The organism is Bacillus sp. Nf3, from assembly GCF_003028545.1.
Lineage (GTDB): Bacteria > Bacillota > Bacilli > Bacillales > Bacillaceae > Bacillus > Bacillus safensis.
Genome location: NZ_PYUA01000003.1, coordinates 62,837 through 78,233 on the forward strand (window position 1 = coordinate 62,837; position 15,397 = coordinate 78,233).

Sequence of the window (15,397 nt, forward strand, 5' to 3'; positions counted from 1 at the left end):
TCATGGTTGAAACATTTCCGAAAGAAAATCTCTCACATAAGACTAAAGCAAAAAGTTTAGACAAACCTAAAAGAATAGTGTTTAATAAAAGTCGTTCCGCATCTACGAAAACAGCAAGAAGGAGCTATGATGATGAGTGAAGAGAATTTCAAATACTGCAAGGAATCGAAAGTTGTTAAAACCAGCAGGGTATTCCCTCTCGATACGAATAACCACCAAACGTTATTTGGCGGGAAATTAATGAGCTATATAGATGACATTGCCTCTATCTCGGCAGCAAGACACAGCCGCAGTGAAACGGTCACAGCTTCAATGGATTCTGTTGACTTTTTAGAGCCGATTGGACAAAAGGAGTCCGTATGCTTGGAATCCTATGTCACATGGGTCGGCACGTCTTCTATGGAAGTGTTCGTCAAAGTCATTAAAGAAAACTTGATGTCTGGAGAACGCAGGCTCGCAGCGACTTCATTTCTGACATTTGTCTCATTAGATGAAAACGGAAAGCCTAAACGAGTCCCGCAGGTGATGCCGGAAACAGAAGAAGAGATCATGCTTCATCAAACAGCGAAGCAGCGGGCAGAGGAAAGAAAAAGCCGCCGAAAACATAGTAAGGCGCTTGCTGACGCACTTGGGACAGATAAACCTTGGGCGTAAAAATCACCCTTTAAGCGGTGATTTTTTTCTAGTACGGTATCTTGCATGGCAAGATAGTGTATGGTAAGATGAAGCTATCTTGTGATGCAAGGTACTGGAATCGGAGGAACTATCATGACAACATCCACACAAATGCTAAAAGGGATTTTAGAAGGCTGTCTGCTGTCGATTATTTCTGAGGGTGAAATTTATGGGTATGAAATGACGAAGAAGCTCGCGCATTATGGGTTTGATCAAATAAGTGAAGGCAGTATCTATCCAATTTTGCTACGAATGCAAAAGGAACAGCTGGTGACCACTGTCACAAAAGCGTCAGCAAGCGGGCCGAAAAGGAAATACTATACGCTCACACAAGCGGGGGAACAAGCGCTCACACAGTTTATTGCCCGCTGGAATGAGCTTTCGAAAAATGTAAACTGCTTATTACTAAAAGGGAAGTGAGATTATGGTATCAAAAGAAACACGACACATTCTACTAGAGCTGCAACTTTATCTCATATCAAAGGGAAAAAATCAGGATGAGATTGATGAGCTGATGGACGAATTGACCACACATGCAGTTGAGGCTGAAAAAGACGGCAAAACAGGAGAGGATGTGTTCGGCGGAGATCCGCGGAGCTATGCTGATGAACTCTCAAAAGAGCTGTCAGGAAATCATAAAGACTGGGTGCCGTTTGTCAGTGCTTTTTTAATTGGGTCACTTTTTTACATGATGTTAGCAGATGCAATCAGTCAAAGTTTATCGTATTCTTGGTTTGCTTTGATTGGATATCCAATCGTTTTAGTGGCCAATGTTATCATGATCATTGTGATGTTTAGAGCGACCACCTTTCAAACAAGCAGCCGGATATTTCTCTACTTTTGGATATTAGGAATTTTTCAGCTGACAGCAATGGTGACAATCAAACTTTTGGATCAAAAACTTGGCACGCCATTACTTGTACTTACTTCAGGACAAAGATGGGGCGTCATTCTGCTTATGTTGCTATGTATCGTTGTATTCAATGCAATCTTAAAGGCGAATGTCGTTTCATTGATTCCGCTCATCTTTTTCGGACCGCAGCTCATATTCGAATGGATTGGCTGGACGTCACCAAGTGTGATTTTACTGCAAAGTCTGCTGTCTATTGTGGTTTTAATAGGGCTTATGCTCATTGTCCTGCGCCGGGCAAATAAGAAAAATGAAAATACGAATGTAAACTGAGCACATCCGATCAGATGTGCTTTTCTTTTTCTAAAAAAATGTAGAAATAGAATTGTGTTTTTCATTACAATGGGGAGAGGACAAAAATGAAAAGGGGTTCTGTTTTTGGATATCGTATGGGGGTATGTACTCGTTTTTGTATTGGCTGCTTTGCCTTTTTTTGAAGTGATTGGTGTCGTTCCATTCGCAATCTTAAGTGGACTGCATCCTGTGACAACAGCTGTGATTGGATTCATCGGCAACTTTCTCACAGTCTTGTTCCTCATTGTGTTTGTGGACCGGTTTAAAGCATGGTGGTTAAAGAGAAAGGAAGAGAAAGGTGATGAAAAAGGAGAGAAAAAGCAGCTGCGGGCGAGAAAAATTTGGGAACGATACGGTCTGCCTGGATTAGCGCTCATTGGTCCTTTTATCATCGGCAGTCATTTAGCGGCCCTGATGTGCATGAGCTTTGGAACGAAAAGAAAGCAAGTCGCTGTGTGGATGACCGTCAGCTTAATGATGTGGACAGCGCTGGCTGCTAGTTTAACTGGTGCGGGCTTCCATTACTTTGCCCCAGATTCAAATGGGTTGTTCGGAGATATTTTTAGCAAGTAAAAAAAGGGAGGATCATCAATGTCATATCAAACAAGAACAGTACTAGAAACAGAGCGCCTGAAACTGAGAACGATGAATGAACATGATGCGTCATTTTTATATGACGAGCTGTTTCAAGACGAAGAAGTGATGAAGTATTATCCTTCTTTGAAGGATGAACAGCAGACAAAAGAGTGGATTGCATGGAATCAAAAAAATGACCGCACGTACCACACCTCGCTATGGATCATTGAAGATAAAGAAACAAATGAACGACTTGGACAAAGCGGAATTGTTCTGCAAAACATTGAAGGGCAAACCGAACTTGAGATCGGCTATATGCTAAAGAAAGCGGCGTGGGGGAATGGCTATGCTGCTGAGGCTGCCAAAGGCTGCCTTACTTATGGATTTGAAGAAATGAAGGTCAGACGGATGATCAGCTTAATACGTCCTGAGAATGAAGCGTCGGTGAAGGTTGCTTTAAAAATGGGCATGAAAAAAGAAAAAACCATTTCAAAATGGGACCAAATCATTGATGTATACAGCATCACCCGTGACGGAGAAAATGGCTCGCTTACTGAATAAGCAGAGCCGTTTTTTTCTTTTATGCACGTTGTTCTAACTGAAGCAAATATTTCTTTCGTTCAATTCCCCCGCCGTAGCCTCCAAGTTCACCATTTGTTTGAATCACGCGGTGGCAAGGAATGATAATCGCCAATTGATTCGCACCATTTGCATTACCAACGGCACGAACCAAATGCGGATCGCCAAGTCTCGTGGCTAGATCACGATAGGATCTCGTTTCCCCTGATGGAATGAGTGAGAGCTGCTCCCACACCTTCATTTGAAAAGGGGTGCCATGTAAGGAAAGGGGTACAGTAAACTTGGTCAGCTTTTTCTCAAAATATAAGGCCAATTCCTTTGCTAATTGCTGATGGACGTTTGTTTCTCCAACTAAAATACGGGCATGATGCTTCTTTCTTAATGTTTCAATTTCTTTTTCGAGTCCCCGCCTGTCCATAAACTCCAGTAAATACACATGTGTGGCATCTGTCACGCTGATCATCCGCCCGATCGGTGTGGAAATAAAATTAGCATAGAGAATGTGAATCTGCGCTTTTTTAGGGGGATTTCCCATGATTTTCGTAAATGCATCATTGAAGGCGCTTGAAGATTCATAGCCGAAGGTGACCTGCTGATCGATTACTTTTTTTCCGTTCAAAATTTCTTTAAAGGCAAGTCCCATTCGGCGTGATCTTGCATATTGAACAAAGGTCATGCCGTAAATGTCTTTAAACTTTCTTCGAGCTGTGGCAGAGTGAATCCCTAATTGACGGAAGTCCTCTTCCTTCCAGCGTTTCTCAGGATTTTTTTCTACTGCTGAAACGAGTGTTTTGACTTCTTCAGGAATACTGTTAGGGTATGTTAATGGTGTGCAGCGTTTGCATGGGCGATACCCTGCCAGCAGTGCCTCCTCCGCTGTAAAGAAAAACTCACAGTTTTCATATTTGGGCTTTCTGGCCGTACATGTGGCATGACAGAAGATGCCGGTTGTCTTAATACAGGCAAAGAATGTGCCGTCATATTGCGGATTCTTGTCAACAAGTGCTTGATAAAATTCATGTTTTTGTTCATCGGTCATCATCATATGAATCCACCTCTTGATTTTCTATAAAATGTTTTTCAGTATTTTAAAGTTGAACGTTCATCACATCAATCTTATTTCATTATATCAGCGATGTGATCGTTGCCGTACCCGTACCCGCGCTTTAAGGAAGGCGGAATGAATCTTCTTTCTCGTATGAAAGCATGATAAATATGTCGATCTCCTCCTGTTTTAGTTCATATACTTTAGCTGCTTCTGTTTCATTTCTTCATAAAATGCTTCAACTTCTTGTTCGTAAAGTATGGTCTCCATGTCCTTGTATTTACGCTTGATCGTCAATGTGATAAAAAATAAATGGATTGTCATATATGCTCATTTCCCTTCAGTCCGCAGCACGCGAAACAGCCCGTAAATCTTCTTGATCAGTTAACCTGTTTCTAACACTTAGTATACGGCGGTCCCATAAAAATTCTTTCGAAAAATGAACAAGTATATTTGGTAGAGTAAAGCAAAGTGATAGACCAGTATTTAGGGGTGTGATACAATTTTGACACAGAATCTGCTCTAAGTCAGATCTGCTTATCATGAATTGGTTTTCTAGGGTTCCGTGCGGGTGGCGCAGTCTGGACCGAGAGAAAACACATAGGGTCTAGACAATAGACCGTATGACACGGAGGGATAAAAGCCCGGGAGATTTGATCAAACGATCGATTTCCAGGCTTTTTTTTTGTTGGTTGGAATCGTTCAGAAAGGAAGGGATCTAATGAAATGGGGAAATGTCTTGATTGCGGCGATCTTTGAAGTCGGCTGGGTGATGGGATTGAAATATGCTGACTCTTTATTGGAATGGGCCGCAACCATCGTTTGTATTGTCGTCAGCTTTTATTTACTCCTGAAAGCTACGACTGTACTGCCAGTTGGCACACTTTATGCCGTTTTTACCGGACTTGGGACAGCAGGTACTGTCATAGTAGGTATGGTCATGGGGGAGCCGGTACAGCTAGTGAAATTACTTTTAATCATGGTGCTTTTAAGCGGTGTATTAGGGCTCAAACTGACCACAGGAGAAAAGAAAGGAGAGACTGAATCATGAGCTGGCTTTTACTCATTGGGGCAGGCATTTTAGAAATGCTTTGTGTCACCATGATGAATCAATTCCAGAAAGACCGGCATGTCAAATGGATTTTATTTATTGCAGCTGGATTTTCGCTGTCCTTTCTCATGCTCTCTCTTGCGATGAATACAATTCCGATGGGAACGGCGTACGCCATTTGGACAGGTATTGGAGCTGCTGGAGGAGCCATTGTCGGCATGCTGTTTTATGGTGAGTCGAAAGACGCAAAACGTATTTTCTTTATCGCATTGATTTTATCTGCGGCGGTCGGTTTAAAGATTATTGAATAAGAAAAGGGCTGGCATCTGTCTGCCAGCCTTTTTTATTACATCGAATGATGATTGGAATCGTTTTCATTTTTTCGGTAAAGCTGACTCACAAGCAGAAAACAGATACCAAATGTGAGCAAAGGAATGAGTCTCTCACCGGTCATAAATAGATAAATACCTGTGATTAGACATACGATGCCGAGCCAAAAGCTCACTTTACCAAACAAAGTCATGCTTTTCATCTCCATCACTCCTTTTGTGATAAAAGGTCTACTCACATTATATCACGCTAGGTGCAGAATTGAATGAATATTCAATAAAAAATGGACTCTTCATTGCTTTTTCTCTTTCCAGTCCAGTATAATATTTCATTAGAATGAAAACGTAAATGAGGTCATGATACATGAGAACATTGATTACAGAGAAACTTGAATTACACAGACAAAAGCACGAGCAAAAAGGCAGACTGCTTGTCAGCTGCCCGGATCAGCCTGGTATTGTATCAGCTGTTTCTTCCTTTTTATTTGAGCACGGAGCGAACATCATTGAATCCAGCCAATACACAACAGATCATGAAAGCGGCCGTTTCTTTTTAAGAATTGAATTTGATTGGAAAGACATTTCGGCCAACTTAGATCAGTTGAAAAATAGTTTTGAGCCAATTGCCGCATCATTTCAAATGACATGGAGTATGTCACGTGCAAGTGATCTGAAAAAGCTGGCGATCTTTGTATCGAAAGAGCTTCATTGTTTAAATGAACTTCTATGGGAATGGCAAAGCGGAAATTTAATGGCTGAAATCGCAGTTGTGATCAGCAATCATGAAACGGCAAAGGATACGGTCGAAGCACTCGGCATCCCATTCCATTTTGTGAAGGCGAATAAAGACATTCGTCAAGAGGCAGAAAAACAGCAACTTGCTCTATTAGAAAAGTACGACATTGATGCCGTTGTGCTTGCTCGATACATGCAAATTTTAACGCCTAAATTTATTGAAGAGCATCCGAATAAAATCATTAATATTCATCATTCCTTCCTGCCAGCGTTTATTGGTGCAAACCCATACAAGCGGGCATATGAACGAGGCGTCAAATTAATTGGTGCGACTTCTCATTATGTGACCAATGATTTAGACGAAGGACCGATCATTGAACAAGATATTGAGCGTGTAGATCACCGGGATGATGCGGAAGCCCTAAAAAATATTGGCCGGACAATTGAGCGCAGTGTGCTTGCACGTGCTGTCAAATGGCACTTGGAAGATCGAATTATTGTTCATGAGAATAAAACGATTGTCTTTAATTGACCGCTTGACTTTTCTTTAGCAATTGGTGATAATATAAAAAAATTAACGAGCGTTGAAAAGGAATAGTAAGCAGGAACTGATGCGTAAAGAGAGCAAATGATATGCTGAAACATTTGCCGCAGACAGCTGCTGAACCTGCCCTTTGAGCCTTAGAGGAAAAATCTAAGCGCGTGCCTGGCGTTACAGGAGTTGAGTGGAATAAGCATTTCGCATGCTTATTCAATGAAGGTGGTACCACGGAAAATCCCTTTTCGTCCTTTACATAAGGAGAAAAAGGGATTTTTTTGTGCCTAAAGGTATAGCGGAGGGAATCAAGGATGAAAAAGCAAAGGATCGTCATAAAAATTGGCAGCAGTTCATTAACAGAGCAAAAAGGAGCCATTGATGAACAAAAGATGCAGGATCATGTAAGAGCCATAGCAAAGCTCAAAGAAGCAGGGCATGAAATCATTTTAATTTCATCAGGAGCCGTTGCGGCAGGATTTGGAAGCCTAGGCTATCCATCAAGACCTGTGACCTTAAAGGGGAAACAGGCAGCCGCTGCCGTTGGTCAGGGCTTGTTAATGCAAAAATATACAGAGCTTTTTTCACAGTTTCACATGACACCTGCTCAAATGCTTTTAACACGTAATGACTTTTCAGATCGAACGAGATATCGAAATGCTTACGCAACGATGATGGAGCTGCTGGAAAGAAAGATTTTGCCGATCATAAACGAAAATGATTCAGTTTCCATCGAGGAGCTTACCTTTGGGGATAATGACATGCTGTCAGCTCTTGTCAGTGGATTAATCCATGCAGACCAATTGATCATATTAACAGACATCAATGGCATTTATGATGCAAATCCAAATGAGCATCCTGAGGCGAAGCGGTTTGATGTCCTGACTCACATTTCAGAAGAATTGTTTTCATATGCAAAGAGCACTGGTTCAAAGGTTGGCACAGGCGGAATGAAATCGAAGCTGTCTGCTGCACAAACGGCACTTTCACTTGGTGTGAAAGTATTCATTGGCACAGGCACTGGGGAAGACAAGCTGCTTCGCATTCTTGCGGGTCAAGGTGACGGAACGTATATCGGTGAACAGGATTTATCAGCCGTGAACAACCGCCGTCAATGGATTCAATTCCACTCACCGGTCTCTGGAAAGATCATGATTGATGCAGGAGCGGAAGCGGCGATTTTGCATAATGGCAGAAGCCTTCTTCCGGCAGGAGTCATTGATGTCGCTGGTGACTTTTCTAAAGGAGAGGTTGTAGAAGTCGTCGGGCCAAATGGATTAGTTGGTAAGGGACAAACCTTGTACGCATCCGATGAGCTTCTTGGCATTAAAGGAATGCGAAGTGACGAGCTTTCAAAAGAGAAGCCTGAGGTCATACACCGAGATCACTGGGTACAGCATGTACAAAACTGAGGAGGGAATATGATGAATGAAGTTCTTGAAAAAGCAAAAAAAGCAAGTGTAGCTAAAGATCAGTTGCTTCTAAAAACGACGGAACAAAAAAATGCTGCCCTGCACGCCATTGCGAGTGCACTAAAAGCATCTTCAGCTTATTTAATAGAGGAGAACCAAAAGGATGTTCAAGCGGCTGAGGAAAAGCAGTTCACGCCATCTGTCATTGACCGGATCACACTCACGGAAGAGAGAATTGAAGCCATTGCAGACGCGACTCTTCAACTCATTCAGCTAAAAGACCCAATTGGTGAAACGTTAGAAACCATTCAAAAAGAAAACGGTCTATTCATTGAAAAGGTCCGTGTACCGCTTGGAACGGTTGGTATGATTTATGAAGCAAGACCAAATGTGACAGTCGATGCTGCGACCCTTTGCTTGAAAACTGGGAATGCTGTTATTCTGCGCGGAAGCTCATCTGCTATTCATAGTAATAAAGCGATTGTAAAGGTGATTCATGAAGCGCTTCATACGACGGATATTCCAGTAGACAGTGTGCAATTGATTGAAGATACTGGCCGTGAAACGGCGAAAACGCTGTTCACCTTAAATGAATACCTGGATGTCCTCATTCCGCGCGGAGGGAAGAATTTAATTGATCTTGTAGTGAGAGAGTCTACTGTGCCGGTGCTTGAGACAGGTGCAGGAAATTGTCATATCTACATTGATGAAACAGCGAAAAACGAAATGGCTGAGCGGATTGTGCTGAATGCCAAAACCCAAAGACCATCTGTTTGTAATGCGATTGAGAGCATTGTCATTCATGAAACTTGGGCAAAAACATACGGTGCTTCGTTATTTGAAGCCCTTCAATCAAATGGGGTAGAAATACGCGGTGATGGAGCCGTTTGCGCGCTTGCTCCTAGTGCTGCCTTAGCGACAACGGAGGATTATGCAACGGAGTTTTTAGCACCGATTGTCAGTATTAAAATCGTAAAAAACATAGAAGAAGCGATTCAGCATATTCAAACATATAGCTCAAAGCACTCTGAAGCGATCATTACGGAAAATGATGAGCATGCAGCCCTTTTCTTAACAGCGGTCGATGCTGCCGCTGTTTATCATAATGCCTCTACTCGTTTCACAGATGGCTTTGAATTTGGCTATGGAGCAGAAATAGGTATTAGTACACAAAAACTTCATGCAAGAGGGCCAATGGGGCTGCCGGCCTTAACGTCTGAAAAATTTGTCATTCGTGGTCAAGGACAAATAAGAGAATAACGAATTCAAAAGAGAGTCTTGTGACAACAGGCTCTCTTTTTCCTTTCATTTTTGTATTTCTCCGGTCAAGTATGATAAAATATGGTAATGTTTTATATTTTGAGAAGATTGGAGAAGGCAACGTATGGCGAAAATCATTCCCTCTTCGGATATTGGAGTGAAAATCAACAAGTGGTATGAATTAATCCGCAGATTTGATTCAGAACAAGCAGAACAGTTAAAACAGGAAATTCGCACCTCTCTTGATTCAATGGAAGAAGATCAGAATTTGCTTCTCTATTTTTCTTTAATGGAATTTCGGCATGAGGTCATGCTCGATTATTTAAAGCCATTAAAGGAAGGAAAGCTTCGCGCCAACTTTTCCGAGCTTTCGAAAGAAATAGATGAGCATCAAACGCATGTCACAGGCATGCTTGAATACTACTATCATTTTTTCAGAGGCATGTATGAATTCGGACGGAGGGAGTATATTGCTGCCATATCGTCTTATCAAAAGGCAGAGCATAAGCTTTCTTTTGTATCAGATGATATTGAACGTGCAGAATTTCATTTTAAAATGTCAGAAATATATTATCACATGAAACAAACACATATCTCGATGCACCATGCTAAACTAGCGCTGGATGTTTATGTTCAGCATGAACTGTATGCGCTTCGTACCATTCAGTGTCAATTTATTGTGGCCGGTAACTACGATGATATGAGAAGGCATGAAAAAGCATTACCACATCTCGAAAGAGCACTTGCGAGATCAAGAGAGTTTCAGAATGTGCGTTTTATTGCCTCCTCTTTATTTAATATGGGCAACAGTTATTACCGAATGGGAGACTTGGGCCGCGCACTCGAATTAATGAAAGAATCCATCTCGTTATTTGATCAAAATCAATCCGATCATCTTCGTCGATCTATAGACCCTCTTTATACAGCCGCTCAGATATTATACAAACAAGGAAAACACGAAGAAGCATTACACTACAGAGAAGAATGTATGAAGCGAGCAGAAGCTCTTCAAGATGACATTCATATTCAGAAAACCATATTTCTAGAAGCATTGTATTTAAGACAAGATGCTGAGCATATTAAACGAATTTTCCATTTTTTAGAGTCTGCCTATGCATATCCTGATATAGAGGAGCTGGCATTAGATACCGCAAAGTATTATAATGAAATGGGGGATTATGAAAAATCTTCCATGTTCTATGGGGAAGCGGAACATGCTCGAATCTATATTCAGAGAGGGGATTGTTTATATGAATTTTAAAAAATGGGCAGTCGTCTGTACAAGCATCACCATCATGGCATTGTGGCTGGCAGCAGCAAATGCCGATCCAGATAACAGAAACCATACGCTAGAACAACCGAATCCGCAGCATGACACGATCTAAAAGCCCTTGTTAAAGGGCTTTTTTTCATGTCTAAAAATTTTGGGACATGCTCATAAAAAGGGTTCAGGGAGGAAAACTTAAAAAAGAGTATTTATTGATTGACTCTGCAATTTAAATTGTGTACAATTTAATTGTAGAAAATATTATTGGAGAGAAAGAGGGTTATATTCATGTCAGACGTTTTATTTACAGCAACGGTATCAGCTGTCGGAGGAAGAGAAGGAAAGGTTGTTTCAACAGATGGTGTACTTGAGCATGATGTAGCAATGCCTGGAACACCAAGAGCAAAAAAACTTGAAAAAGCAACAAATCCAGAGCAATTATTCGCAGCAGGCTACTCTGCATGTTTTGATTCAGCCCTTCAAATGGTAGCAAGACAAGAGCGTATCCGTTTTGAAAGTGAAGTAACAGCACATGTCAGTTTATTAAAAGACAGTTCAGATGGCGGCTTCAAACTAGGCGTTCAATTAGAAGTAAAGGGAACTGGCATTGAGCAGTCAGCATTAGAAGAACTTGTTCATAAAGCACACGGTGTATGTCCATATTCAAAAGCAACTCAAGGAAATATCGAAGTAGAACTAGTAGCTGTCGCACAATAATTAGACATCAATAAAAGGCTGAGGGAATGTTCCCTCAGCCTTTTGGTTGTGTTAAATTTTGCAAAAGCTCATGTAAAGAGGCGCGCAGTATTTTTAGCTCTTCTTCTGATCTGCCTGTCCCAGTCAGCATGTGAAACGGAATCGCAGTGGCCTTTTCTTTTAGCTGTTCTCCATATTCCGTTAAACGAATTTGCACAGACCGCTCATCCTCTTTCGAGCGTTCTCGGATAATGAGTCCGTTTTGCTCCATTCGTTTCAGCATGGGTGTGAGTGTACCGGAGTCTAAATAGAGAAGCTCTCCCATCGCTTTCACATTTAATGTTCCATGCTCCCACAATAAAAGCAGTGCCAAATATTGCGGATACGTAATGTTTAATTCTTCTAATAACGGTTTATACTGCTTCGTCATCTCTCGTGAGCTTGCATATAACAAGAAACAAAGCTGATTTTCCAGCTTCATATGTTCAAATTCATTTGTCATGTCAGTCACCAACTATTTTTTGTCATACTTATCATTGTATAAGATTTTCTTCCTTTTTAAAATAAATACAGACGAAAAATGAAAAATTCTTCAATGTGCGATAAATGTTTGAGAAATGAATAGAACGTGAAAAGGATCAATAGATAAAGGAGGAGATGAAGATGAAACCATTATTCACAGCAAAAGTAAAGGCGCAGCATGGAAGAGCTGGACATGTTCGTTCAGAAGATGGTGTGCTCGATCATAATATTGTCATGCCTAACGCAAAGAAAGATGGAGAGACTGGTACAAACCCAGAGCAATTATTTGCAGCAGGCTATGCAGCTTGTTTCGGAGGAGCACTTGAACAGGTAGCCAAGAAGCAAGGGATAGAAATTGAATCGGAAGTAGAAGGACATGTCAGTCTTTTAAAAGATGAAAGCGACGGCGGCTTTAAGCTTGGCGTAAAGCTGATTGTGTCTGCGAAAGGTTATGATCATGACAAAGTGAAAGAGCTTGTCCATGCTGCACATGAATTCTGTCCATATTCAAAAGCAACAAGAGGGAACATTGAAGTAGAGCTTGAAGTGGCGGAGTAATAGTAGAAGACACCTGCTTACGAGCAGGTGTCTTTTTTTAATATTCTTTCTTTTTATCGTATGTTTCCCATGCTTCAAATGGCGCAAGGGTTTTTTGAGGTGTCAGCTTGTAAAATGGTATATTTCTTGATTCGTATTCTTTGTTGATTTCTTCATAAATAAACGAGTCATCAAAACCAGCATCCGCTGCATCCTGATGTCCAGCAGCGAAATACACAGCTTTTGGTCTAGCCCAGTAAATAGCGCCAAGGCACATCGGACAAGGCTCGCAGCTTGTGTATAGAGTGCAATCTTCTAATTGGTATGTATGTAGAGTTTGGCACGCTTTGCGAATGGCTGTGACTTCTGCATGTGCGGTAGGGTCATTACTCGTTGTCACATTGTTGCTTCCCTCTGCAATAATCTGACCATCCTTGACAATGACTGCTCCAAAAGGGCCGCCAGTACCACTATTGACTCCTTCTACTGCAAGATCAATTGCGCGTTGTAAAAAATCTTCGTGATTCATTGTCTTCCTCCCTTTGTTCGACTGACTTCTCTAGTATAAACGAATCATGCTAGAAAAGAAATCGTCATAGTAGAAGATCGAACAGGCCAATTTGCACATAAAAAACCCCTGCCACGTTCAGCAGGGGAGAGGCATTCGATTATGCGTGCTGCGCCAGCTTTTTACGAGCGACTTCAGCAGCTGTGACCATGTTTTTCAAAGCAGCAATGGTTTCAGGCTCTTGTCTAGTTTTTAGCCCACAATCCGGATTCACCCAGAACCGATCAGTTGGACAAACGTTCAGCGCATCATCAATGATTTCGCTCATTTCTTCAACAGATGGAACGCGCGGGCTATGGATGTCATAAACGCCTAGTCCAAGCCCTTTCAAATATGGGTGCTTTTCTAAGTAATCGAGGAATCCGCCATGACTGCGTGAATGTTCAATTGTAATCACGTCAGCATCCAAGTCTTCGATCGTATCGACAATATCTTCGAAGTTACTGTAGCACATATGTGTATGAATTTGTGTGTCATTTTGAACGGATGATGTGGATAAACGGAATGACTCTGCTGCCCAGTTTAAATATTCTGCCCAATCACTTTCTTTGAGCGGAAGTCCTTCTCTTAGCGCAGGCTCATCCACTTGGATCACTTGAATACCAGCTGCCTCTAAAGCTTCTACCTCTTTACGCAAAGCGAAAGCGATTTGGAAAGCAATGTCTTTACGAGAGATATCCGTTCTTGGGAAAGACCAGTTTAAGATGGTAACAGGTCCTGTCAGCATTCCTTTAACTTTTTTCTCTGTTAAACTTTGTGCGTAAACTGTCTCTTTCACTGTCATTGGCTCTGTAAACTCTACATCTCCATAAATGATTGGCGGTTTCACGCAGCGTGATCCATAGGATTGTACCCAAGCAAATTTTGTAAAGGCAAATCCGGCTAGCTTTTCACCGAAGTATTCAACCATGTCTGTCCGTTCAAATTCTCCATGTACGAGCACATCCAGGCCAATTTCTTCTTGAATATCAATCCATCGTTTTGTTTCTTTCTTAATAAATTCATCATACTCTGCATCTGTCCACTCATTTTTGCGCCACTTTTGACGAGCACTGCGCACTTCGGCAGACTGCGGGAAGCTGCCAATCGTTGTGGTTGGAAGAAGCGGGAGCTCAAGAGATTCGTTTTGGATACGCAGGCGTTCTTCAAAGGCAACTGGACGTTTAAAATCTTTCGATGAAAGATTGTTGCGTTCCGCTGTTAGATCCGCATTTGTTCCTTTTGCGAACTCTTTTAAGGTAAGAAGTGCTTGTGCTGCTTCGTTAATGTCGGCATCAATGGCAGCTGCTCCTTTTGTTAAACCTTCTTTTAATAATGTCAATTCACCCAGCTTTTCAGTGGCATAAGATAGTCCGTTTAATAGTTTTTCTTCAAGCTGTTCACTTGGGTGTTTGGCAACTGGTACATGCAGTAAGCTGCTTGATGGCTGCAGCCACACTTCTTTCGGCTGAACGTCAGCAATGACTTCAGAAATAAAGGATAATCTTTCCCCAAGATCTGATCTCCAAATATTTCTTCCATCAATGATGCCAGCTGCTAAAATTTTATCTTTCGGGAAGCCGTGCTTTTTCACTTGATCCAGGTTGCGCCCTTGATCATGGACAAAATCAAGACCGATTGCTTCAACAGGATATGTGACAAGCTCTTCATACGCATCTACTGAATCAAAGTAGGTTTGAAGAAGAATGTTCAAGCCAGGTACGGCTTCTTTGATCGTTTGATAAATTTCTTTTACAGATTTTACGTCTTCACTTGAAGCTGTGACAAGTGCAGGTTCATCAATTTGAACCCATTTGACGCCGGCTTCTTCAAGTTCTTTTAAAAGCTGCGTATAAAGCGGTACTAGACGCTGCTGAATTTCTTTCACTTCATTTGCTTCATAACCTTTAGAAAGTGAGACAAATGTATAAAGACCGAGTACAACTGGTTTTGTTTCAACACCAAATGCCTTTTTCACCTTTTCGTAAGCTTCAAGCGGTTTGTTGTGTGTGAGTTTAAATTCTGTGCTTTTTTCGTATTCTGGAACGATGTAGTGATAGTTTGTATTAAACCATTTTGTCATTTCACTTGAGACGGCATCTTTTGTTCCTCTTGCCATCGCGAAGTATGTATCTAGCGGGTCTTTTAAGCTGCGGAAGCGCTCTGGAATCCAATTGAACATAACAGCAGTATCCAGCACGTGATCATAGAAGGTAAAGTCTCCAGAAGGAACAACATCAATTTGTTGATCGATTTGTGTTTTAATGGCAGTTAAAAATTGTTCATCCAGTGTGCCTAAGAGGGTTTCGCGGTCTGTTTGACCTTTCCAGTAAGACTCAAGTGCTTTTTTCCATTCTCTGTTTAAACCAATTCGCGGAAAGCCTAGATTACTTGTTTTAACAATTGTCAATTCCAATTCCTCCTCTA

The 15,397-nt window shown here is 41.5% G+C and carries 20 protein-coding genes, 1 riboswitch and 1 other annotated feature; of the genes, 14 read left to right on the plus strand and 6 right to left on the minus strand.

The window, feature by feature from the left end:
• The first annotated feature begins 132 nt into the window (after nt 1–132).
• The 5 genes from C9414_RS09755 to C9414_RS09775 all read left to right on the plus strand — a co-directional run bounded on the left by C9414_RS09755 (nt 133) and on the right by C9414_RS09775 (nt 3,016).
• Nucleotides 133–654 (plus strand): acyl-CoA thioesterase, encoded by a 522-nt coding sequence (locus C9414_RS09755; RefSeq protein ID WP_008346212.1) that lies wholly within the window; start codon nt 133–135, stop codon nt 652–654.
• Between the two features lie 114 nt (nt 655–768).
• Nucleotides 769–1,095: a PadR family transcriptional regulator gene (locus C9414_RS09760; RefSeq protein ID WP_047203033.1), complete on the plus strand. Its 327-nt coding sequence runs from the start codon at nt 769–771 to the stop codon at nt 1,093–1,095.
• 4 nt (nt 1,096–1,099) lie between these two features.
• On the plus strand, nt 1,100–1,858 hold the full coding sequence (locus C9414_RS09765) for an HAAS domain-containing protein (protein WP_107163545.1): 759 nt from the start codon (nt 1,100–1,102) through the stop codon (nt 1,856–1,858).
• 105 nt (nt 1,859–1,963) lie between these two features.
• A complete protein-coding gene (locus C9414_RS09770; RefSeq protein WP_039177994.1) occupies nt 1,964–2,452 on the plus strand; it encodes a small multi-drug export protein in 489 nt (162 codons plus the stop codon).
• Between the two features lie 18 nt (nt 2,453–2,470).
• Nucleotides 2,471–3,016 (plus strand): GNAT family N-acetyltransferase, encoded by a 546-nt coding sequence (locus C9414_RS09775; RefSeq protein ID WP_107163546.1) that lies wholly within the window; start codon nt 2,471–2,473, stop codon nt 3,014–3,016.
• A gap of 19 nt (nt 3,017–3,035) precedes the next feature.
• Here the strand turns inward: C9414_RS09775 and C9414_RS09780 are convergent, their stop codons facing one another.
• Both C9414_RS09780 and C9414_RS09785 read right to left on the minus strand, forming a co-directional pair.
• Nucleotides 3,036–4,079: a bifunctional transcriptional activator/DNA repair enzyme AdaA gene (locus C9414_RS09780; RefSeq protein WP_107163547.1), complete on the minus strand. Its 1,044-nt coding sequence runs from the start codon at nt 4,077–4,079 to the stop codon at nt 3,036–3,038.
• Nucleotides 4,080–4,268: 189 nt separating this feature from the next.
• Complete coding sequence (locus C9414_RS09785; protein WP_107163548.1) at nt 4,269–4,403, minus strand: YrzI family small protein; 135 nt, start codon at nt 4,401–4,403, stop codon at nt 4,269–4,271.
• A gap of 220 nt (nt 4,404–4,623) precedes the next feature.
• Nucleotides 4,624–4,732: riboswitch (guanidine-I (ykkC/yxkD leader) on the plus strand.
• A gap of 68 nt (nt 4,733–4,800) precedes the next feature.
• Here C9414_RS09785 and C9414_RS09790 point away from each other — a divergent pair.
• Together C9414_RS09790 and C9414_RS09795 are read left to right on the plus strand one after the other, a co-directional pair.
• Entirely contained in the window at nt 4,801–5,130 is a 330-nt protein-coding gene (locus C9414_RS09790) for a DMT family transporter (protein ID WP_047203028.1), read from the plus strand.
• Nucleotides 5,127–5,441, plus strand: a complete 315-nt coding sequence (locus tag C9414_RS09795) for a DMT family transporter (RefSeq protein WP_024424636.1) — start codon at nt 5,127–5,129, stop codon at nt 5,439–5,441. The genes C9414_RS09790 and C9414_RS09795 overlap by 4 nt, the downstream gene beginning before the upstream one ends.
• A 35-nt stretch (nt 5,442–5,476) precedes the next feature.
• Here the strand turns inward: C9414_RS09795 and C9414_RS09800 are convergent, their stop codons facing one another.
• Entirely contained in the window at nt 5,477–5,662 is a 186-nt protein-coding gene (locus C9414_RS09800) for a hypothetical protein (protein ID WP_107163549.1), read from the minus strand.
• A gap of 161 nt (nt 5,663–5,823) precedes the next feature.
• Between C9414_RS09800 and purU the strand changes: the two genes are divergently transcribed.
• The 6 genes from purU (at nt 5,824) to C9414_RS09830 (ending at nt 11,385) form a co-directional block, all read left to right on the plus strand.
• On the plus strand, nt 5,824–6,726 hold the full coding sequence (gene purU, locus C9414_RS09805; protein ID WP_039178002.1) for a formyltetrahydrofolate deformylase: 903 nt from the start codon (nt 5,824–5,826) through the stop codon (nt 6,724–6,726).
• 43 nt (nt 6,727–6,769) lie between these two features.
• Nucleotides 6,770–6,988: a binding site (T-box leader), on the plus strand.
• A 55-nt stretch (nt 6,989–7,043) separates the two neighbouring features.
• A complete protein-coding gene (gene proB / locus C9414_RS09810) occupies nt 7,044–8,141 on the plus strand; it encodes a glutamate 5-kinase (RefSeq protein ID WP_041085058.1) in 1,098 nt (365 codons plus the stop codon).
• 12 nt (nt 8,142–8,153) lie between these two features.
• Nucleotides 8,154–9,401 carry a glutamate-5-semialdehyde dehydrogenase gene (locus C9414_RS09815; RefSeq protein WP_107163550.1) on the plus strand — a complete coding sequence of 416 codons (1,248 nt, stop codon included), beginning with the start codon at nt 8,154–8,156 and terminating at the stop codon, nt 9,399–9,401.
• Between the two features lie 124 nt (nt 9,402–9,525).
• Nucleotides 9,526–10,662, plus strand: a complete 1,137-nt coding sequence (locus C9414_RS09820; protein ID WP_107163551.1) for a Rap family tetratricopeptide repeat protein — start codon at nt 9,526–9,528, stop codon at nt 10,660–10,662.
• A complete protein-coding gene (locus tag C9414_RS09825; RefSeq protein WP_024424642.1) occupies nt 10,652–10,786 on the plus strand; it encodes a hypothetical protein in 135 nt (44 codons plus the stop codon). Before C9414_RS09820 ends, C9414_RS09825 begins: the two co-directional genes overlap by 11 nt.
• 170 nt (nt 10,787–10,956) lie before the next feature.
• Nucleotides 10,957–11,385, plus strand: a complete 429-nt coding sequence (locus C9414_RS09830; protein ID WP_024424643.1) for an organic hydroperoxide resistance protein — start codon at nt 10,957–10,959, stop codon at nt 11,383–11,385.
• 34 nt (nt 11,386–11,419) lie between these two features.
• Here C9414_RS09830 and C9414_RS09835 read toward each other — a convergent pair whose 3' ends face one another.
• Complete coding sequence (locus C9414_RS09835) at nt 11,420–11,866, minus strand: MarR family winged helix-turn-helix transcriptional regulator (protein ID WP_107163552.1); 447 nt, start codon at nt 11,864–11,866, stop codon at nt 11,420–11,422.
• A gap of 161 nt (nt 11,867–12,027) precedes the next feature.
• Here C9414_RS09835 and ohrB point away from each other — a divergent pair, with 161 nt between their 5' ends.
• A complete protein-coding gene (gene ohrB, locus C9414_RS09840) occupies nt 12,028–12,444 on the plus strand; it encodes an organic hydroperoxide resistance protein OhrB (RefSeq protein WP_107163553.1) in 417 nt (138 codons plus the stop codon).
• Nucleotides 12,445–12,481: 37 nt separating this feature from the next.
• On the opposite strand, the gene guaD is transcribed toward ohrB, so the two are convergent.
• Together guaD and metE are read right to left on the minus strand one after the other, a co-directional pair.
• Complete coding sequence (guaD, locus tag C9414_RS09845) at nt 12,482–12,952, minus strand: guanine deaminase (protein ID WP_047203021.1); 471 nt, start codon at nt 12,950–12,952, stop codon at nt 12,482–12,484.
• A 139-nt stretch (nt 12,953–13,091) separates the two neighbouring features.
• The gene (gene metE / locus C9414_RS09850) at nt 13,092–15,380 is read right to left on the minus strand and encodes a 5-methyltetrahydropteroyltriglutamate--homocysteine S-methyltransferase (RefSeq protein ID WP_107163554.1); all 2,289 of its coding nucleotides are present in this window, start codon (nt 15,378–15,380) and stop codon (nt 13,092–13,094) included.
• Between the last annotated feature and the right edge of the window lie 17 nt (nt 15,381–15,397).